The organism is Pseudoalteromonas spongiae UST010723-006 (assembly GCF_000238255.3).
GTDB classification, from domain to species: domain Bacteria; phylum Pseudomonadota; class Gammaproteobacteria; order Enterobacterales; family Alteromonadaceae; genus Pseudoalteromonas; species Pseudoalteromonas spongiae.
In genome coordinates this window covers 311,485-336,193 of the sequence record NZ_CP011040.1, presented here as the reverse complement: position 1 = coordinate 336,193, position 24,709 = coordinate 311,485, and the positions used below count along the sequence as shown (strand labels likewise).

1 protein-coding gene (cut by a window edge) is annotated in these 24,709 nt (G+C 39.3%); it reads right to left on the bottom strand.

Annotation, left to right across the window (positions count from 1 at the left end; translation table 11 throughout):
* Positions 1 to 24,709, bottom strand: the 5' portion of a protein-coding gene (locus PSPO_RS15900) for an Ig-like domain-containing protein (RefSeq protein ID WP_010558170.1). The gene continues 13,064 nt to the left of window position 1, outside the view; only the first 24,709 of its 37,773 coding nucleotides appear in the window; the start codon lies at positions 24,707 to 24,709; the stop codon falls past the left edge of the window.

Below are 24,709 nucleotides of genomic sequence, written 5' to 3'. Positions count from 1 at the left end.
CCGTAGTATCGTTTAGCTTGATCTCAAAACCGTGATTTGTACGTTGTTGCAATGTAATTGGCTGATTATTGAAACTTGCAACATCAACAAGATATGACTCCTTGTCGTTGAACGACGCTAGTACATTGCGTGAGCTGTTTACATAATCATGTTTTTGTATAGTAAACTCTTCTTTCTTCTCGTTACCAGATACATCTTTTAGGGTACTGCTCACCTTAACTTGGCCTGACTCAATACCGGTTTGCCAAAGTGCAGATGTCGTGTCCATAGCAAGTGTTTCAGTCGAATTGTTGCTGTCTGTTACGACAACAGTTGACTCGTCTGAATAATCAACCATGCTTTGTGGGCGCTGCCCTTGAATATGCATCGCCAAGCCAGATAGAACATTGTCATTTGGCCACACTTTTACTGCAATATTTTCCTCGAGAGAGTCATCTTTAACCACATTTACAAAGCTACGAGCGACATAGTCCTCGCCTTCTAACGCTAGTAATACAACAAGGTCTTCGCTTGTGTAAGGCATTTTGATTGTTACATTAAAACGTTCTACATCTACATGTGGTTTTACAATTTCAATTGGCTCAGGGTTACGCGGATCAGTTTTCTCAGCACCGACTAAAATTGCTAATGTCGCTTTTTCGATATGGCGCATTAACAGCGTAAGTTCAACTTGCTGTCCTTCTCTCACATACTCACCATTGTTTGGCGAAATAATACGTAGCTCAGGCTCTCCTTTAGTTGGGTCAAATGCTCGCACAGAGACAACTTCAGAGTATCCAATATTACCGTTCGGATCATTTGCTCTCGCTTGAATTGTCACTTGTGACTCTGTCTCAGGCGTAAATTGATACAAGTTTGCTGTTTCAACCGTTTCGAAAGGACCTTCATTAATTGACACTTCAACTTTTTCAACACCGTATTTATCGAATGATTGAATAACCACATCAGCAACTTCTCCAATTGGGAATTTATCATTCATTTTAGGTGTTACAATTGAAACAGTCGGCGGTGTCGCGTCTTTGTATAGCCTATAGCTACTATTGAACGTTCGAGAACCTGCATAATTAAGTTCCGCCTTGAGCACCACACCAACATTTTGTTCAGGTGCAATCTGAGCTAGGCTTGGGTTTACAAAATTTAAAGTGACTAAACCATGGTCAAGCATCTGATGGTATGTTGTTCTATACCACTTGTTATGCAGCATCATTGTGGTGCTATTAACCAGATCAAAATCACCAAACACTTTGAATTGAATACTCGACGCTGACAGTTCTTCGGCTTTCGTTGGTGTTAAGATTGGCTCAGACACGTTTACTTGAGGTTCGATTATCGCGGCACTAAATGGCGCAGTCGCGACATTGTCATTACGATCGGAAACTTTAAGTCTAACGCCAAGTTGCTCAAAAGACTCATCAATAAATAAGCTAAACTTATTGTCACCGATAGACTGTGCGTGATGTACAAAATTAACGCCATCTTTCGCATAAAGCAGCGTGTACCTTACGTCACTTGTTAAATTATCAATAGCGCTTGCTTCAAATTCATAAGTACGACCTCTTGTTAAGGTCATTGCAGGTGTCATTGGCAACTGATCTGCAACTCGCTGTAAACTAATTGACCTTGGAGGCAAACTATCAAACGTAGTGTGACTCAATACTAATTGGCCGTCGATAATCGTAACATTTGTTTTATTGTAATCTTCAACAGTATTTGCGTCGGTGTCACTAATGCCATTTATGACCACCGTATATATTGCGTTATCTTGTAAACGATAACCATTGACAGGAGAGAGTATTAAACGTTTATTTTCAACTGCAACAGTAAAATTATCTGATACATCGAGATGCATTTGAGTATTGTAATCAAAGTTTTCTTTGCTTACCGAAAAGCTTCCCACAACCATGTCATCATTGAACGAAATAGCGATTCTATCTTGTGTGTTAAAAGCAATACTGGTCGACGTCACAATAGGGGCTGTATCATCAATAGCGGTCAAACGTTGTGCAACTTTATAATGCTCTTGTGTGCTCGGTTTAACTATTTCAACATGATACACAGTGCCAGGTAAGGTATTAGGCGTATTGAATACTATGCCTCCCGTAATATTTCTGTACTCAACCTTATTGGAATCTGAAATAGTATCGCCAAGCTCATCCGCTAAAAAGTAAACTTGTATATCACCAGTTAACCCTTTGCCTTTTAGCGTGATTTCATTTCTCTGCGTATCAGAAACTAAATCCGCGCCACGTGCATTATTACTCGTTAAAGTATCTACAGAAATTGCATCTGTGACATTCAACCCAGCTATTAATGACGCTGTTTCTGCCCCTTGATAAGCGGTAATACTATTTACCCCGGCATTGTCAAAATGACGAGTAAAGGTTAATTGAGTACCGCTATTATTCACTTCAAAGTCAGCAGGCAATAGAGTTTGACCGCCCACAACCAGACGCTCTAGTGCAAAAAGTTGATCTCCAAATAAAGTAAAATGCGTTTCACGTCCAGTGATAGTCGTGTTCGGGGATAAGTAATCAAGCGATACCGGCTCATCAGTAAATAGCGGATGCATGGTAAAGGCATTTGGTAAATCAAATACAACCTGACCACCGTCTATATTCTGTTGAGGATACACATGTAGTTCAATCTTCACAGCCGCATTTGCTATAAAACCTGGCAAGTGTGGCGTATAACCAATGAATCCATCAAACACCTCTGTTCGTCCAGCGACATCATTACCATCTTGTGTCACGCTTAAGCTGCTGTTTCGCCACTGAGACTCATCGCCCTTGATAGCGAAGTAAAGTGATTGATTCGCACGTGTAATCAAGTTGGTTTGCGCAGCAATTAAGTTACTAACAATCGTACTACCACATCTTACCTCACCACGAATGAGTCCACATATTTGGTCATCAAATAACATGACATGTGTTGCATTTAGGTCTACGTCGACACTAGCAATTACGTTAGCGTTTAATGCTTGATCACCTATATTAAGGTCCGCAAGCACAAACTGCTCACCATTAAAGTAACTAAGCAGTTCACCATTGATACTTAATTTATTGTTTGTTCCTAGCGATGTAGTAACTGCTAATTTACTCATCTGCCCACGGATCACATGACTTAAATCATAAAGCGCCAATTCTGACGGTGCCATTACATATAGTCGATTCCCCTCAATATGTAATTTTTCTGCATAGGTCGGGATATCAGACTTTATAACAACCTCAGATGCTAAATCACTTGCTCTCAAAGCAACCAGAGATCCATCTTTAATGCTAATAACAAAATCGTCGTAGAAGGTTAATGCTTTATACGCCCCCTCCAGTGTTTGATAACTCTGGCCAGAGATATCGGTTATTAATACTTCGCCATCGGCAAACATCGCGAGTGTATTTTGCTGCAGCACTAGCGCACTGATGGTTTTATCAGTTGGAAGTTGAATTCGGTTATGAAGTGCATAAGCCGCATTATCATTCGCTCGATATACGACAACGGAGTTATCGTCCAACAGAACTGCGACTGTATCTTTTTGTATCGCCAGCAGTTTACCTTTACTTGGTAATGTATGCGTGAACAAGTTGACGTAGCTATTCCCAATGTGCTTATCGATTACCAATTCATCAATCTTCAGCTTAATAATTTGATCATCAAAGCTTTCCATTAATGTAACAGCATTATCGTGTTCACTTGTTGGTACAAAAACGCTTAGGCTATTATCAATTGCGGCGACGTCTGGGTTGTCTTGGTTATGTAGTTTCACAGACAAACCACCAAGTGTATTAGTTGGTAAATCAAACACGACTAAATTCGAACGAATAAACTCAACACCTGTGGCAGGTTGATTATTAATCTCAATCAAGGTATGGCGGTTTATGCCTTCTGCTTGAATTGCTATTTGTTCTGCACTGTTAAATGCAAAAGTGGTTTCGAGCGTATTTACCAATACTTTTTCATGATTAAACTTACCAATAGCAAGAATTTCTGGGTCAGTAATGTAAGTGTAAGCACCATTTAATACATCGTGTTGGTGCATGTTACTTAGTTCAAGACTGACAAGTTTGTTGCTCGCTGGTTTTTCATTAAGTGGCGGTACAATCAGCGTAAGCTTTTCAGGACTATAATATTGAATATCTTCTTGTGGTACCTCTTTTCCTGCAAAGCGGATCTCGCTATCACGGCTGAAGTTTTCACCAAATAATGTTACTTGATTACCACCATTCCAAACCCCAGAATTAGGCACTACGGCAGTTATGACTGGTGAATTAAATTCACTCGCGATAAAGCTAAATTGATAAGGCGCTTCGAGCGTATCGTTAGTGATTGCACGTAATCCTTTGGCAATATTCACCTTATAACGTTTGCCATTTTGCCATGGTGCATCTGACACAAACCTTGCAACTACGCCATCCGTTAATACATCTAATTGCCATTGCCCTGAAACAGGCACTTTATTCAAAGTAACTGTAATTAAGCTGTCTATAAACTGCTCAAAATAGTGAGGTTCAATGTATTGATTAAAACGGATCTCGAGTGCTTGTTCTAAAGAAACATACCCCTCAGTGTCTGGTGTATGGCCAATTACAGCAAAACCATCTGGTGCAAAGCTTTCAATGCCTCCACCTGTTCTATGGTACTTACTACCAACAGGTACAGGACTTTCAATTCCTTGACCTTTACTATCTTGAAGATAAGCCGTTGTTGCAAATAGAGTAAGATTGTTCACCGCAATATCAGTAACAGATCCCATCACACTGTAGTAGTTATAGAGTGCAGGGCTTATATCAAATCTTCCTGCTAACCAATTACTTATATTAAACTGCTGAAGGTCACCATGACCTGCCGCCACATTCAAGATGCTGCCTTGAAGCAATAATTTATCTGCAGAGATATCACCATTGCGTAACAGATAAGCCAAGTTTAGATTATCTAACCCGTTACCAGTTGCTTTATCAATAGCTACTACGGTCGCATTATTGCCTGTAGCAACAAGGATAATTTCATCCAAAACGATAGCGTCAGCAATTGGTAAACGTTTACCTAGCTGATCAGTAACTTTGATACGCTGTTCAATTGTGAAACCACCTGAAGCAATATCTACCGAGACAAGCTCTCGACTGGTTGATAACACTAACCATAGATCAGCACCATCAACAATCGTTTTGCTTACAATCCCTTTAAGCACTGCACTGCTAATAAACCCAATTTCTTCCAGCTGTGCGTTATCGCCAATAGTATAAATAGCAAGACCAGCGTTAGTTGCAACAAACAATAAATTATTTTCGATAATTAAATCATTAATCGAACCTCTTTGTTGCATAACAGACATCAATTGTGGTTCTGCTGGTTGAGAAGTATCAAACCAAAATAATTGATTACCACCAGCAATGAATAATTGGTTATTCTGAGATGTAATTAAACTAAAACCTGAAGGCGGTAATTGACGTGAGAAATGATATTTTTGAACATCATTGCCAAGCTTCTTTTTCAGTATATTGATTACTACAGGGTCATTTACATCGGCAACTAACAATTGCGCTTGTTGCGTCTTTACGCTCGCCAATTTGTTGCCGTCACTATCATAAGGTGCATACCCGCCACCTGAAATCGCATACAACAAGCTATCTCTTGCGAACAAACCTATTAACGGATTATTGTCATCTCCTTCAGTCGCATAAGTTGCTGTTGCTTGGTCTGCATAGAAATACTCTACTGGCGATACTGTTATGTAGTCTGTGAGTTGAGGATTAAATGCGCTTACTGTTGCAGGGCCAAAGTTACCTGCTGGTACTAATCCTTCAGCAAAGTTTGCTGAATGAACTCGTACATTATTGAGCGGTGATCCATTTACTTCAAATTGTGTGCTTGGTGTAAAACCAAAACCACGAAGTTGCAATGTGTTACCGCCCTGTGGGGGACCGGTAGCCGGATTAATATCTTGCAGTACGAGTTTCGGTAATACAATTAATCCTGCAATAACTGTGTCTTGTCGGCCTAGCTTTGAAACGCTTATCGAATAAGCCGTTGCAACATCAATATTTGGGATTTTATCAAGCTTAAAAGTGACTTGATTATTATCAACACTTTCGATATTAGCCCCATCAATAAGCATATCACCAACATAAATTGTCAACTGTGCAGAGTCTCCTCCGAACCCCGAACCCGTTAACTTAACTAGCTCCGTACCGTCTGCATAGAAGTAATGATTAGATGTGTTTTCACTGATACTGACACGTTCAATTTTATCAATATCAATAGCAACTACATTACTATACTGATACGTGATCTCAGATGTCGTTCCTAGTTTTTCACCGTTTATGTTTAATAGCTCAGCATTAATGATCACCGTCACGGGCCCTGAACTATTAAACTCTGGCATTGCAAAGCGAACTTTAGCGCCAGTCATGGTATTAATACCTAACGGAGAAACCTCATAAATATTGTCTTCAAACTTTACATTAATTTGCGACTTTAAATGTGCTTCATCGGTGTTTATCAAATTATTAAAATAAAGTTCGATGTATTCTCCCGGCCCAATATCAGCATTTACCGTCGGTACGAAATCGCTTAGCGCGAGTCCTTTGGGTAAAATTTGTTCTAACCCTTGCTCTGTTGCTAAGTATTGTGAACCATGTGATTCCAGTAGCACACTCTCAACACTATGTTGCTCAGCATAACTCACCACAAATACATTAGATTCTCGAGACAATTGGATGTATTGGTCACCTAATGTAATCGCCCCACCTTGCTCCGCCAACAACATACTGACTGGCCCTTGTTGGTATTCAAGGCCTGCTAATCCGTGTAACACGTACTCTGGTACAGCTCCTAGTGAAGTGAACTGAACCAATACAATATCCGCTTGGCGCTGCAATAACACATGCAAATTACCATTAACCCATTGAACTTGAAGAGGTTTACCAAGCAACTCTCCAGAATCAAAGCGCAATACAGGAAAACCTAAAGGCGCGGCATAAACAGGAGAAGTTAAGTCAACAAAGCGTATATATCCTTCAGCTAAGTCTGAATAGCTAGCAATAGCGAGTACGTTATTCGCTTTCGACAACGCTATATCACTCACTTGATAATCTGAAACTGCTAACGTATTTAAAATAAATGGATTAGCTTTGTCTGAAATATCAATAACAACCACACCGGTGTTCTGTACCGATACAAATGCAACCTTATCAACAAGCTCGATTCCAGTAACAGGGCCTGATAATGGTAACTGGCTTAGCCTTATTGGTGACATTGGCAAACTCATATCATAGATTTCAAGTCCGTAATCTAACAAATAAGGATTGTTAATGGCTGCTTGCGCTCCGCTGTGAACACCCACAAATAGGAAGTTTTCACTTTCAACCATTGCGCCAATAGACATAGGTGGATAGTTAGGCAAATCAATGCGCGTTCCGCGCTCTAACATATAGTTAAATTGGCCTAAAAGAAGTTCTTCATTACCACTAATTAAAATCACATCATATTGCCCAGGCTGTACCACTTTTGGCAACCTGAAACGAATTAAGCTCTGTGAAACAACGTCATCTTCTAAGTTGAGATTGTATTCACCATCATCCATTTCTTCAGTGTATAACTCATTACCTAATTTATTACGTAATAAGATTTTATCTCCAGGTAAGAAAGTCGATCGATTTGACTCAATATTTAATATGTAGCCACCTTCAACCGGCCCTGACGTTTTAGAAAACTCGAATTCAGTCGCGTTATCTATATGGTCTGACACCACTACCGCACCAACTAGTTCGCTACTGAGGCCGTTGTTTTCTACTCTAACTGTGTATTGACCTGCTAGGTTTTCCCTAAATTGTAATCCCGTAATGTCGGTTATCAACATGTCAGAATCTAAATTGCTATCTAAAGGGACGTCGTTTAGGAACACCTGTGACTCATTGGTAAATCCACTTCCGTAGATGCGTAATTCTCCAAGATCATTTGTACGGAATAAGTTTCGTGATAAGTGGGATATATCAGGTCGAGCGTCATCAATATAGCTAAATGATGCCTCAAAAGCTGCCAATAAGCCTGTTCCTCTGGCATTATTAGCCGATTTAATATTCAATGTATATTGTTGTTTATCAGAGAGTGCTGCATTAATCAGAAGAGTGCGTGACGCTCCTGCTTCAGGGCTAACTCCAACCACTGTTACATCAAGAGATTCACCAGTGCTTTCATCAACTAGTGTCGCGACAACCGAATCAACTACAATTGCTTCGTTAAACGTAATTGTAATTGCTTCGTCTTTCGCTAACTGCTGAGACTCAATATTAATCGACTTAACAAACGAACCAGGCAGTTCATATGCAGCAACGCCATTATCGCCTTGTGCGGTTAGCACGCTGACATTATTGACAAGCCCATCATAGATTTGCGCATTAGTACCCGCAGACACGACAACCGGGTTATTTATATCTGTTACATCATAAATAACAATGCCACCTTGTTGCATTGAGACAAACAATAAGTTGCCATATACATTCACTTTGTGTGCACTGCTCTTTCCAGATTGCAATTCTTCAGGGATTACAATAAATTTCTCAACTTCAACTAATTGTTTATCGACAATAGCAAGACCGATTTCACCAAGAGCAAGTACTAACTTACCTTGGTACTCGGCAATATCAAATACATTTCCCGGTAGCAATAACTCAGTAACTTCTGATGGGCGGTATAAATTAATAGCCTGAATCTTATTAGGGTATATGCCATTTGGGGAGGTATCTAAATTAAACAGATCAATTAGAGGGCATTTTTCTCCCGGTGAACTTACCCTGCTACCGCTATGACCGGCAACAAAAAGTCTGCCATTATCAGTTAACAACAGTTTATTATCGCTTTCTATGGCAATACTGTTTTGTATAACAATAGGGTCATCTTTTGCGAGCATATTAACCGAAAACATTTGGCGCGATGTGGTTCCACCTGGAACCCACGAGCACTCATCAGGAGTGTCTGTTGCTGACGAACTGATACCAGTTGCATAAATACTGAAATCGCTTGACGAAGTCGCAACCGTTAAATCACCCGCTCCAGTGTAAGCTGAATGTTCCCTAACAACAATTGGTATAATCGATGCATCATCAGTATTGACGACCCTAAGGCCTATAGGTCCAAAGCCACCTGTAACAACGGTGTCACGTTTACTACTACCAATATTAGCTAGTTCAAACGATTCAATATTTGCACTATCAGCGCTCATACCAAGGGCTATCGCTTCATGGTAACGCATGAAATTCTGTTCAGAAGGCGTTAAAGGAATTTCTTCACCTGTAAGAATGGACGCATTTTGTTTTCCAGAAAGTAGCTTATGTGTAACAAACTCCTCAAACTCGTATTGCTGGTACTCACCGTTAGGTGTTGTAGCGGTAGTGCCCGCTACGACCAATTGATTCGGATTATTCGCATCGACTGAATAACCTATGTTAGGTAAAAACACTGGGACTTGTGCAATAGAAGCACTCGGAACTCCCAAATTAAAATAACCACTGCTTGTGTAAACCATATTCGCAGTGGATAGCGCTGCTAAGTCGTAACTACTTGCGGCAAATAAATCAATAGCACTTTGTTTTTTAAGACCATAGCCAAGCTGTACGTCTGTCTCAATACGGTGGGCATTATTTCTGCTTGAAACGGTTATTGGGTGCTTACCTGACATATTTGGTGGTGCTGTGAAGGTGAGTTTATTGCTACTAAGCACTTTTACATCTTGCGCAGTGACATTACCAACTTTGATACTCGTTCCATCAGATACACTAGTACCCGGTTCAAACCCGCTACCAATTAATGTAATAGTCTCTCCGCCTTTGTAATCTGTCCACAGAGGTGACACAGCGTTTGCACTCAACACGCCGTCAACAACAATGGCCCCTTTTAGGCTCAAGGTATACTGCGTACCTTCGCCTGTTATTATCATAACCAAATCATAAATACCCGGTTTAGGCAGTGTTGGCGTAACAAAGCTCAATGTATTTGCAGGGTTTTCTACCGAAGCATGATTAATTTGCAGGTCTGTAACTGGTTTTTCGCCGATAAAGATAGAAATATCTTTGTTTGTTAATAACCCTAACACTGATAGCGAATGCTGCTTTTGCTCACCCGTTAAAACTCGGCGTGGCAACAAATCAAACAACGAGTAGTTCTCAATTTCTTCGTTGATATACTTAAATCTCGTTACAACATCATTTTCGAGAGACGCTATTTTTAGGTAATTGTTATTGGGCAACGGCTTAACACTAGCCAAGCCACTTTTCACTACAATATCAAACGTATCATTTACCGAAAGCTGTGATAAATTTGGTGATATTGAGATGTCATTATTGGTAATTTCAATATCACTTGGGATAACCTCACCATTAATGTTTCGTGCAAACACAAAATCATTATTTTTGTCGTAAAGGTCTATCGCTTTATTGAAAGAGACAACCACGTTATCAAGCTTTTCGTTGACATAATGTGGTAAAGGCTGAACTCGAATGACTCGTAATTCGCTATCGATATAGCGACCAATCATATAGTTCGACTCGCTTTTGAAAGACTTGCTGCCTGCCGTATACAAGGCATAATTAGAAGTTGTGAGCACGTAAACTGGATATTTAATCGCTAACTTACCAGCCGTTGGTTTAATGTTTTTAGCATCCGCTACATTTAAACTCACCACGCCAGACTCGCCAGTAGCTAAATGCAGAATATTGCCCTGTATAGCGACATCATGTACCGATCCATAATTCACAAGCCGAGCTATTAATTTCGGCTGATAAGGGTTTTCAATATCAATTATTGCAGCACCTAAAGCCCCCATTGCCATATAAACTCGCGTTCCATTAACGGCTAAATGAGAACCAGGTAAATCAATCGAAGCAACGTGTTTCAGCCCCAATTCGGCATTGTGTTGAATAATGTCTAGCTGACCACTTTTAACACTTGATGTGTCAAGAGTTTGCGAAGCAAAATTGTATTTACCGGAAGCAACAGCAAAAAACTTACCTTGTTGTAACTCTAATTCTGCAACATCTAACGCATCGAACTTGGTTTGATAAGATGCCGCAGAATACAGTTTAGTGTGTAAATGACTATCTAATATCTGTAACCCTGAGTCTCCAGCGGCAACATATACTTGATTATTTTCAGCTCGAATACCTTTCGCAAAGTTCGCACCTAATGCAAGAGACTTAACCAATTGAGCTTGTGAGATATCAAAACTATTTACTGCAAAAACAAAAACTCGTGCTGAGTCTTTGATCGGCGCACCATCTTTATCCAATAATGCCGCAGTTACGAATAATCTATCGTTATTTCGTTCGAAAAAGCCATTAATACCAAGGGCAAAGTAATTTGATGGTAGCGCATAACGTGCGACTAAAGCATTTTCACCTCGTTCTGCCAATGATAAATCCTGAACAAGGACACCTTTCGGCCCAGCAGCTAAGAACAAATAATTATTAGACGGATCAACCTCACTGTCATAAATTATTCCTTCACCCTCAATCTGCAACTCGCTAGGAGTGCGGTATTCAAACGCAGATTCAAGGGTAATATTGCGGCCATCTGAATACGAAACAGTTACATCACTTAGGCCCAGTCTGCCTGCAGGCACCGTAACTATTAGTTTACTGTTATCTACAACTCTTATGTCTTTTTTCGGAACAGGTACATCACCAAATTTAATCTCTAGCCTTTGAGAGCTAGGTTCAAAGCCCTGACCTGTAATTGTTACTTCAGTACCACCATTTACCGAACCGTAATTCGGCACGACTTTACTCAAAGACAAAGGAGCAACATAGTGAAGTGCGCCAATGTAGAGTTTGCGATATTCACCATTGATAACACTCAATGAACTGATGCCTACGTCATTACTAGGCGCTTGTATCGTATACTGACCGTTTGTCTCATCAAACGCAGTAACTTTCGCCACTTTACCGCTCACTAAAAACTCAAGTCCCGGTACTACTTGGTCTAATGTGATTGTCACTTCACTGCCGCGTGTTGAAACACTTGAAGGGAAAACTGAAACTAACTCGGGCTCTGCCGTGTCTTGTGAGTAAGTTGTGAAATTGACAATATAGTCAACTAAACCTTGGGCTCTATAACTATTCGCTTCACTTGATAGTGTTAATCGATAGTCTTGGCCACTAGCTAGGTTTTGTTTTGGCGTAACCGTGAGTGTTTTGCCTGCAATAATATAATCAAAGGATACATCAGTGCCATCAGCACTTCCTTGAACCTTCTCAAGATTAACGAATCTATTAACAAACGCTTGTTCTGATAGACCATTTAAATTAATTACTTTACTGAAGTTTAATACCAGCGAATCATCAATATTAAACAGACCCATAGGGCGCGGGTAAGAGTCAATAATCTCGTTAATCTTAAGGTCGATTAAACTAAGTTTACTGCCGTAATCACTCTCACTATAAACGACTGCAATGCCATCTTTTGATACATCTAAACCTTCAGATTTGCACTCACTTTCACATATTGTAACGCCGTCTAAAAACTTAATGCCTTGATTACGAGACGCGTCAAAAATTATCACTGAAGAAAGGTTAGTTTTATCAGTTTCTTCTGTTTGCTCTCTCAATAACTCATCGAGCACCTCTTCAGCAAGGCTTTTCTTTGGAGGTACAAACAACTGATATGCTAAAGTTTCAGAAACAATATGTGTTTTTAAACCTTGGTATTGATTAATCTGAAAACCTAAATCAGTAAACTTAGCTACCAGTCTTGGCTGCAGATTAATTAATTCCCAGCGAGAGACACGCGACTGAGTATCAATGACATCGCTCGATAGTGGGGTTTTTTCAAATAATCCACGGAAATTAACAGAATCAGCTAAAGCACTACTCGGTCCCATAATATCAAGGTAGTAAGTTGTGATTGGGTTTTCTGCTATTGAAATTGCTAGTTGAGTGCCAATTGGTTCAACATGCTTTATAGGTTTTGGCCCTTCAAAAACTCGACTGACAAATGGTTCATCGGCTCTCGAAATATTGACAAAAACAATGGTACTGTCTGTCACCACAAGTAACAGTTGGTCAATTACTAAGAACTGTTTAATTTCTTGTTTAATATCTATTGGTAACTTAATGTTGCCAACGATGCCACGATCAACGCTATCATCTGATGCAAAATTCGCCTTATCGAAAGCCAGCAAATAAGTACCGTTTTCATACTCTAGATCAATAAATGGATAATCTTCCGCTCTTGCAACAGCATAAACATATGAGTTCGTAACTTGGAGCATTTCAGCATTAAGCGTTTGCGGCAAATCATAATAGCCCAAACCATGCATCGGCGCCGCATCATCTATTTTTGCTTCGTCATACTTAACTAAAGATAACCAACTCGGCGCATAGTAGTTGCTAACATAAGATTCATCGACTACTTCTGATGGCTTTAAGCTGTATTGTGGATTTATTCCATCACCCAAAACATAAATAAGATTCTGAGCCTCATCAAATCCTACGCCCTTAATTTTGCCTGGTGGTAGCTTGAGCGCATCAATTGGTTTATCACTATCTCCGTTGTACTTTTTAATGTCGTCTAGTGAAAACACCGGTGACGTAATTAAAGAACGAGTCTCAGATAAATCGCCATAGAATAATGCTTTTGCTAAATACGCCGTTTTTCCTTGGGAGTTTGTAACTTTTAGGTCAACAAAACCACGGAAAGATTCACCAAAGTTTGGAACAATTACACTTAGTTTCGTTGCGCTTTCGATGGTTGCATAATTACCGTCAATCTTAATCGATTTCTGTATATCGGGATCGTCGTGACGGATAAATGTCAGCGTCATATCTGGGCTAAAACCATAACCGATAACTTTTACTTGGTCACCCTCACCTCGTTGACTTGCTTTAATAGTAGCTGGGCTAACGAAGGATATTGCAATTTTATCAGTATACGTAAAAGCACCTGGATACACTGTTTTTATACCTTGATCTTCGAGCTCGATCGCTGCAGGTCCAGATACATTTGGTAACGTAGTTATTTGTAATTTAACTTGTTCATCACCTAAGCGATCAAATGAAACCACTTTATGTTCTATTCCGCCTAATTTCACCTTAACCGAATCAGTTACATTTTTGATGATCATGGTGAGCGAATCACCGCCAGAAGTGTGACCCCAAGATGGTGTTAACGACAATAATTCAGGCTTATCTCCATTGCTACTATTTCCAGTAAAAAAGTCAAAAACATAATCACTACTCAACTCGAAGCCAGTTACCGCTTGCAAGCCCGCTTTGAGCGTTACATAGAAGCGAGTGTTTGGATTTAATAACACACCGTCCTTACTGCTAAATGTAACTGTTGTGTAATCCGTTGCTTCGTCCAATTGTTTAAATGAGAGTTCAAACTGACTTGTTAAATCAACGCCAAGTGTCGGGTGGCCCTCTCGTACTTCTAAGAAACTACCAAGGTCAGTTTGCGACATTAATGCCGTAGATAATCGGATATGCCCTGTAAGACCTTCTCGAGGATTATAAATAGAGCCGGATTTCGGTTCATGTTCAATCACAGTGAGAGATGGGAAACTAATTCGATTGAAGCCTTTTTTACCGGCGGCAACAAGCATTTTGTTGTCAACAAGCTTTATATCAGTTGCAGCAAAACCTGTACTTTGTGCCTCTTTATTAATCAACACAGGCTGCATTGAATCACTTCTCATCGCTAAAAGACGATTCAAGTCAACAATTTCAATAATAGTTTTAACCGGTACATGTTCTTGGTCTAGGTAGAAAGTAGATACATAGGCTTTATTTCCTGAAACAGCAACATTAAACGCCCCTGCAGAAGTTAAGTTCTCTTGTGCTGCTTCGATTGCGTGCGACGCGATAAACTGAGGGTTTTTTGGATCTTCAAGCGATACCATATGAAGTGCCCCAGCCCCCTGCCAGGAACCCGAATCTGCAACATATAAAACGCTCCCCTCAATACTGAGGCCTGTAGCGGAACCTGCAGTGTCTAAGGTAGATACAATAGGTAAATCTGGGCGTGTAATGTCAACGATCACAATACCTTGGTACCCTGCGGCGATTACAGCATAATTCTGATAGATAGTTACATCTGAAACATATCCGTCTGGCTTTATAAAATCGACTCTGTACGGGTTTTCTATATCCGTAATATTGAATACTTGGACACCACCTAAGCCATTTGCAATAAAAGCCAAGTTGCCTGAAACTGCAACAGCATTTGCGTCTTTGTAAGGTAAATCCGCATTGCCCGATAATAGGTAAGGTACTCCAAATTGATTATCACCATTTTTCTTAGTAAACAGTAATAATTCACCAAACGCAGAGTAATGGTCTTGAATATGAGAATCTGACGAGCGTTCAGAAATTAATGCGCTAGTAAACCTATTACCTTCACAATCCGATACACATCCAACTCCGACTTTACTAGCCGCAATCAGACCATCTGCTGCGGCTAGACTTGAAATTGTGCCTGTTAATATTTCAACATTAGCATTGATCAGCGGCGAATAAACAAATCGTTCGCCATTTTCGGGGGCTTCATTCCAATTAATATAATCAGCGAGGAAAAGTCCCGTTTCATTTTTTATTTCTGGAGATTCGGCGTGCATGTATGGAGCAAATATTGGTAAATTCACCACTGGTGATACCGTCGACCAAGCACCCACTAGACTTTGCTTTGCACCATCTTGTCTATATTGTGCAAGTGCGTTGTAATGTACAGTTTTAGCTAGAGCATTAGCTGTGCTTTTTGGGCTAAAGTAGACTTTTTCACTAATTGGATGAGCAACTAAATGCGTTGTCTCCTGTGCTACTGTGTGCTGACCTGTAATAATACTGGTTACAACCCTAACACGTTCATTCTTTAAGTTTTGAGATGTTAAAATATTACCGTCACTGAATTCAGTCCAATAAACAAACTGATTATGTTTAGGTTCACTTACTTGGTAACCAAGATCGGCAAGCGTTTGGTCATCTCGAATCAGTTCACGCTCAACCTGGTATAGTGTTATCCATTGGTTGTCATCATTTTGATACTCTCTTAACCATGTTTGTTTTACTAATCGCTCACGGCTGCTGCCATAGTCTTTAAAAGTCACAAAACTAATAGTCGCGTTTTCGGTATCAAGAATCTCACCATCGAGTGGCGCCAGATTAACAACCTCCGGCTCAACTGTATCATCTAAAATCCCTACTTTAATGACTTCTGAAAGGCCTTGCTGATCTAATTTATCAAATGCAACCGCCTGTATATTAATACCTTTTGCATCAACAGGTGGGTATAAACGTGCTTTAAATATATTTGAATTTGGCTCAGGTTGGTAAATCACTGCGGCTGGTTTATCGTTCATTAAGAACCTTACGCGATCAATACCAAAAACACCAAGATCATCTTTTACGCGCACAAATACATCAATTGGTTCGCCTGAAATTGCATAGCTTTGTTGCTGACTAGGTTGAACGATATATACTTCTGGCGGTTGATCTGCCATAACAGTAAATGCAAACGCCGAGCTAAAATCACTTTCTTTGCCATACGTATCAATCGCTTTTGCACGGAAGTAAATAGTATCTCCTACGCTCAAGTCGCGACTTGACTGCTCAAATGTAAAGGGGGCAGTACCCGATAACCCAACTTCCTCGAATGATTCGATCGTGTCATTATTCACCGAACGATACAAAGTAACTGATTCAACACCCGACTCTAAATCTGAAGCGTGAACATTTGCTATAAAGTCTCGACCAACCGTGACTGATTGTTGATTATCTAGAGCGATGCCGCGAGTATCGAGTAAAATAATGTTATTGATATCAGGAGATGAATTTGCGCGTAAAAGAATACCCGTGCTTTCTGCTGCAGTATTTCCAGCACCATCAGAAGCAATGACGCGCACTTGAAGCTGGGCAGCTTCACTTTCATGTTGATTTAATTGTTGTAACTTCGGAAGCACAAATTCGCCATTATAAGGCGGTATCAGTGAGAAGTTTTGGCTTATTATATCGCTGTTTGCAATGACTCCATCGTTATTGAAATCATATACTAACTGTGTATTAACACTCGACACTTCAACATTATCAGTTGCATCTACGGCATATTTTAATCTGCCTTGCTCTGTAACAGTAACACCCTGCTGCGGATTAATAATCGAAATAATAGGAGCTGTAGTATCTTTGCTGACATGTAATTTAGTTTTGTTGCTAAAACTAGTACGTGCATTTTCCTTTCTATGCTCCGTAACTGTCGCTAGCAACTCGATGTCTTTACCAGTTTGACCAAACGGGATTTTAAAAACAAATTCGTATGGGTATTTACCATCTGATAATGTTAAATCACCACCGACTAAACCTTTTACCTGTAGTGATACATTGTCAATACCAACATCATCTGACGCAACAACTTGAGTCAGGACAGTTTGTCCTTCAATGTAATTTGCATTATTTTGTGGAAATGCTATTTCTGCTACAGGCGCTTGGTCTGCCACGATTGGTAATGTGATTGACTCTTTAGCAAGATGATTATCAACATCATTATATTTTTGGCCGTATGAATCTAATGCCTCAACATCAATTCGAATCGTGTCATTGTTCAGCTCGGCTTGTGTAGGTGCATAAAATGAAAATGTATACGGTCCTTTTTCAAAACGTCGTGATTCAATTAATTTGTCTTTGTTAAATACGGATGCCCTTACATATTCAATTTTTACATCATCTTGCGCGTGAATGTTAACCGAAACTGGTGCTCCTTCAACGATTTTTGACTGCAAATTAGGTGATACAATATCAACAACGGGTCGCTGATCGATATTCACTTTAAATGCATTTTCAACTTCATATTCATTGCCATTTGCATCTACAGCTCTAAGTTTTAGCCACACAAAGAAGGTAACATCTGTAAAGTCAGATATAGTTGGAAATTGAGATTGTATGTTCGCAAGTGTATCAATTTGAAAAATATGATCATAAACAGGTGTGTCTATATCATTGGTAGTAATTACATTGTGATCTTTAGCCGGAATATTGGAAATTGTTCGGATAGGTGCATCATATGATAACTCGGCTATCTCTTGTCCATTCTTAACTGCTGTTAACCTTTTAAATAGCTCAAATTCACTAACTTTGACGTTATCATAACCGGTAAATTGTGTTTTTACGCTACTTGCTTCAACAACACCAAATTCTACTTTAGGATACAAAATTGCTGCAGATGGTTCGATGTTATCTGGTACAACATTCAATACAACTTCATCTTTGTTGAAGTCATTATCTAAATCGGTAACAACAGATGACAGCGCAATAGTTTGCTGGTCTTTAGTTACTTGCTCAGGCAACTTGTAATAGAAATCGAATACTTCAAGGTATTCACTATCTTCGCTTGCATATATTTTTGCGATTTCTTCGCCGTATAACTTTTCATATTCATCATAAATTTCAGCAAGCTTCAGTTTATCTACAGAGCTAAGTGTTTTATCAGTATCACCATTGAGGTAATTAATTTTTACCCCATTAAATTTGGTAACAATATTTGAATCTTCAATCTTTCGATCATCTGTTACAATCACGCGCGCTCGCAGATTGAATGCACCAGTTACAATAGATTGTGAAGGTGCAGGTGAAACAATACGAATTCCCGGCTTTACATTCCCCAAAGGATGAACAAAAAATTCAATGACAGCTTTTTGATTTAATACATCAAAAACCGTTGTTCGATATTGTTGGGTTTGTTCATGATTAAATACTAAATCAACACTAACATTTTCTTTGACTGTATTGCTTTGATCACAGGCTGTTGCATAGTCTTTTTCAAAGACTAACTCTGTGCTTCCATTAGGTAATAATCGTTCAACTTGCAATCTTGACAAGCCTGTATCATCAAGAAGCGTCAAATCATAGTTAAAACTAGCCCCATTTCTTACCCAAAACTCACCGTAATTTAATCGACTTTTATCAGTAATAATGTTGTGCGCGCCAAACTTAATCAAATCGATTTCAGGTAAATTATTTTTTATAACTGGGTAATACTGCGAAATACTCGAAACAACTCCTTCAGAGTCTGTGAGGTTTACGGAGAGTAAAATATCATCGTTAACTTTTGAGCTCGTTGGCACATTACCCAATAAAGTAAAGTCTTCACTAAATAGTTCAGGGTATTTTGACGCTACGACCTGATCATTGATAAAGAATTCAATTTTTTGCAGCCTTTTCGCATCATCTGCAAAGCTAATATTCCAATCAAACTTTTCGCCTGCCTTAAGTCCGTTTAACTGTGTTGGTGACATCTGTTCAGAAGTCAATGAAGTTGTGCTTTCAGTTATCAACATTGTGCCAATCTGAGGCATTGAGTGGAAAGCGTTGTCTTGCCTCAAATAATCTAAACCGACACCAAAGACCGCAATATCTTGTCTATGTGCATAAGGTGGTAAAACCAATAAATTAATTGCACTATTCAGTGCTTTTTTATCATTGCCAAATGCATAGCTAGGGCTAAATGCAACCCAAGAGCGACCTTGTTCGGTATTAAAGATAAGGCTACTTTGGTAGTTAGAGTCTGTTAATCGAACTGGATTGTTTGGTAACGGATAGCGATTGTGAGCTGGTTTTGTAATTGACAACTTATTGAAATAAGCAAATTCATTTACTTCACTTATAATTTCAAAATCTAGACTGTCAGCTTCTAAATCCAATAAGTTTATTTCTTCATTAAAAGCATACACTTGAGCTTGGTCAATCGCCATACACGCATCTGCACGTTTTGGTGATACTTTTACTTTAAACTCACCTGAAAGATTCGTTTTAAATACCAACTTTGCATTACTCTCTAATTCATTAGAAAGTGCTTTTAACTTGTTCCCTTCAAATTCCAACCACGGCTTATCACCAACAAATACGCTAAATTCACCGCTATCAGTTAGCATATCCATTTCATAAGTTAAACCACTGGCTATCTCGTTTTGTTTTTCAACTTGGTAAGAGAGTTTTACTGAATCAACGAGGTCATCCGACATTAGTACCAAACCAGCAACCACAGGCTTAGATTTAGGTGCGTAATCATCACTTATTAATGCGTTAACAAATACATGTTCACCTATAAGCATTGGCTGTGGTGATGCAGCATCGAGCACTAGTTTTGCAGGCTTATCTTGTTCAATCTTAATTGTTTGTTTGACTTGTGATTGATTGTTCAACCTATCATTTGCAACTATTGAAAGTTCAACTTCCTTACCTTCGCTAGGGATTGGGTTGAATTGACTAAAATCAACGTAGATTCCAAGGTCTTTTGATGTAAATGTGTCATCTATCTGTTGCGATTGATGTAAAATTTCATCTTGGAGTTTTACCTCAATAGTTGACAAACCTGAAGCATCCTCAACGTCGATGTGTAACGTTACTAACTCATTCTGAATTACGGTTGGTAAAGGTGAAATTACATTTATGTTAGGCCCTTGTGTATCAGGCAATAACGTCACTTTTACATTGTCGCTACTTCCTTGATTTGCACCACCATCAACTGCATGCAGAGTAAAATCATAGTCAACTGCCTCAAGTCCCCAAAAGCTGCCCGGAACAAACACGATACCATTCACTTCAGCTTTTACTTGCTCATGAACAATACTAGTGCCTATGGTGATCGGGTTTTCAATTTCGATACGTTCTATTGAATCTTTACGAACAAATGAAAACCATTCCAATGTATGCTTTTTACCTTGACTATCGATAAAAACAGGCGTGACGTCATCAATGTGAATATCATCAGTAACAACAGCTGACACCTCAAAAGATTGACCTGTTTCCAAGCTAAACGCGACATTTGGTTTTACTACACTCACAATTGGAGCATTACTGTCTTGTATTACTCGCAGTTTTATTTCTTCGGTAACAATCTGAACACCATCATTAACGGAAACAACTAGTTTAAGCTCCTCTTCAGACACATTAGGCATGTTGAAAGAAGCTAAATATTGCGCAGAGCCAAGATCCGATCGCATAGTACCATTGTCGACTTCTTTCCCATTCTCAAAAAGTTGCCATTTCGCGCTGAACGTGCTGTTATCTGTTATGTACGCCAGTACCTCAACTAATTCACCTTCAATATAACTGCTACCAGTGACAGGATGCTCAATTACTAAATTTGGAATCGGGTCTTCATAAACGTTAAAATCCCAAACAACATTATTTACATTCCCAAATTTATCAACCGCTGAAATTTCTAGCTTGACCGGCGAGGTCTGTTTAGGTGTATGGTACAAACTCATGACTTGCCGAGCCGCCTTGGCGTCGTACTCAGCCGCTTTATCACCATCAATGTAAGCTGTCACTGATTCCACGGGCGCTTTATCAAATGCTGTAAATGTGAACACTACACGCTTATCTACAAGTAATGCCTCTGAAGCAAGCGGATTAACTAGGTTTATGACTGGTCCTTCGCTATCACGTGTAATACTAAGCAAGTTACTGTACACATCCGACTCTTGTCCCATCGTATCGGTTGCAATCACTTTTAGGTTTATCGATTGCATCTCATTTGCTAAAGACAAAGTTGCTAGGTCAATCGAAAACGTACCTTGAACACTGGTATTAGGTGTCACGGCTCTTTGATCCGATAATTTTCGACTAATCAGAACGTTATGCTTTTCATCAATTAAACTAACTTGAACGTTTTTCACGCCTACGTCATCTTTAGCGATAACATTCAATGTAAGCTCACTATTACTTGTATAATCTAACTGATCTAATTCAACTTCATATATACTAGGTCTTTGGTCGTTAATCACGGCGACCGTAAGGGAAATACTTGTTTGGTTTCCCGCTTCATCAGTAACGTAACCATTTAATGTATATGGCTGTTGCTCTACTTGTTTTGATTCATCAAAAATTGGGAATGATGCTAAGCCTGCAATTGAGAAGGAATTTGCTTCACCAGGTAAACGCTGAATTGGAATATCACTGTCAGTAATTGAATCGGTTGTAACCCCCGTTACTTTAAGCTTACTTCCTTGCTTTTTTACACCATTAATTTTAAACCCTGATACCCCTACATTGTCGTAACCAGTTACTTTTATCAAATGCTCAGTGCCAGTGACGATTTTTGCGACACTTGAATCTGCTAAAATACCATTGATGCTAGGCGAGACGAACTGAACAACGGGCTTTTCATTATCCACACCTACTGCAACGTTGATTACTTGGCTATTACTGCTTTGATGTTTGCTATCGATTGCTTTCGCATAAACTGAGAAGTTTTGAACTTCTTTGTTTTGCACTGGTACATCAAAAACTGCGCTATAAGGCGCATTAGTATCGCTGCCAATTAACTGGTCATTAACGTAAAATTCAACCATTTTAACAGCTTCATCATCGCTCGCTGCAGCTCTTAACTCTACTGGTAAACCAGCAATCCAGTAATCTCCTTCGACAGGGTTTGAAAGCGAAACACTAGGCCCTTGGTCAGATTTTACATTAGTGCGAATTACCTCACTTTGAGTGATTTCACCATGAAAATCAGTAACTTTTACTTGAATATTAGCAATATCACCTAGCAGCTCTGGGTCGATATCTATTTCACGTTTTAAAATAGCTGTTGGCTTACTCAGTTCATTTTTTTCTTCATAATCATTATCAAATATCGTATGACTATCTACGACGCGACCATTTAGCAGTATTTCAACGTCAGTACCTAAGAATAAAGTATCGTCCATAATTTGAAGTACAGCCGTTGTCGTGCCACCCGCAATAACATCTGTTTCATGCTGAGGGTGCTGCAAATTTAATGATGCAGCTGTATTTCGTATTAAATTTAAAAACCGTGAAGGTGTTGCTTGTGTTTTAATCCCTTGCACAAACTCAGCATACACAGGGACTGATTTCTGTTTAATTGTCGTATTTTGTGTATTGTATTTTAGTGACCAAGTTTCAAACAGGTAATCTTTTTCTTCTCCTAACGGAGTCTTAATCTTTCGTACTTCAAAGCCTGGGAAACTTGCTGTACCTACATTCTTTCCATCTACATAAAAATTTACGCGCTCAATCCCAGTTGTTTTTTCAAAACTTTTTTTCGCTTCACCAAGGTTATGACTAAGTTTAAAGTCAACTCTAGTTCCTGCAACAACCCGTTGATTTTGGATTGGCTTTTCAAATGTCATATCTGGAATAACTATCGAGTCTTCATCAATTACCATAATTGACTTTTGAGCCGAGTAACCAGTTTGACCCGCGCTATCGGTTACTCTCGCTTGTACTTTTACGTTCGGCGCGGTTTGGAATTCAGATATATTAATTAAAAATTCATATGGCGGCGAAGTAACTGTTGCAGCCAGTTTGCCTTCAACTAGAAAATCTACTTTGAATACTGATACGTCGTCTACTGGTTTGGCGACTAATGTTGCTTGTTTCCCTTTAACAATTTCAATCGGTGTAGTTAGGTCAACATTCGGCAAAGCATCTATTGCTGAAACCGCGACTTCCCCCTTTATTGTCGGGTCGTTCGCTAAATAAAATGTTAATAATACTGGCGTTGTCGATGAGATTGGTAAAAGCGAAGTAATTTCATTATTTTCTATTTTTAAGTAATTGCTCGCAAATTCAGGGATTTCTATATCGACTGCATACTGTTGAGACACTCGGAATTTATCGCCATTCTCATATATAGCTTCAATTGGAGGAAGTGTAATTGCTTTATTTAAAGACGGAATTGTTAACGTCTCGCTACCAAATGAAAGACCTTTCAATTTCTTTGAAAAATTTACTTCTATCGGAACATCAATACTATTTAAACTTGGGTAATTAACAGTTATTGTGGCATTTTTACTATCAGCATCTGGTGAAACATATACCGTTCCATCGCTACTCACCTTAACATGCTCTGGATCAGAGGATGTGTAAGTTACACCCAGCCCTTCTCCTGCGCTAACCGTTTCGCCACGGAATTCAAAATTAATGTAAGGCAATAAAGTCACAGATTGAAACGGGTCATTAATCGAAACTCGTTCAGGAAATACGCGCCAGCCAAGCACTTTTTCTTCTAATGTTCCTCCCGTTTTTTCGATACTAGACGTAACAGCTTTGTTGCCGTATGCGTCTATTACATATGCATTCAGAAGCAATAAACCATCTGCGTAAATTTGTTGGGCTGACAGTTTTCTGTCGAAAGGAATTTTTAACGAAAAGCTGGTTTGAGCATTGGTCTTCGGAATTATGATTTGGTAACCTGCAGAATTTGCAAAAGCGCTAGTTAAAGCATTGTCAACTACACCACCTGCACCTCTTAATGCTGATGCTGTTATACCCTTTAAATCAATCCCTACTTTTGAGATATCCGCATTATCTGTAGCTTGATAGGTTACTACTAGCGATTGCTGCTCATTTTCTTCAATGATGTTGACACTTTCAAAATAGATCTCAGGGGAAATAGTGTCTTGCGAGAATGACTCACTATAAGTGTCGGTTGTGCCATCAATATAGGTTATAGTTATCGCTGGTTGATTGCCCTCAGCGAGACTAAACGAATATTCACATTGGTCAGTTAACTGTGAATCAGTTAATTCCCCTTCAGAGTTAGTATATTGCACACTAACAATGCGGCTACAATCAGATGCAGAAAACACAAAACTATTCGATGTAGATACATCGAAGCGTCCTGTCGTACTGATATTATATGCATTTGACCCAACAGCTACAGACGGCAAAATAACTGCAAAAAAGGCAACTAATCCTTTTACAAACGACAT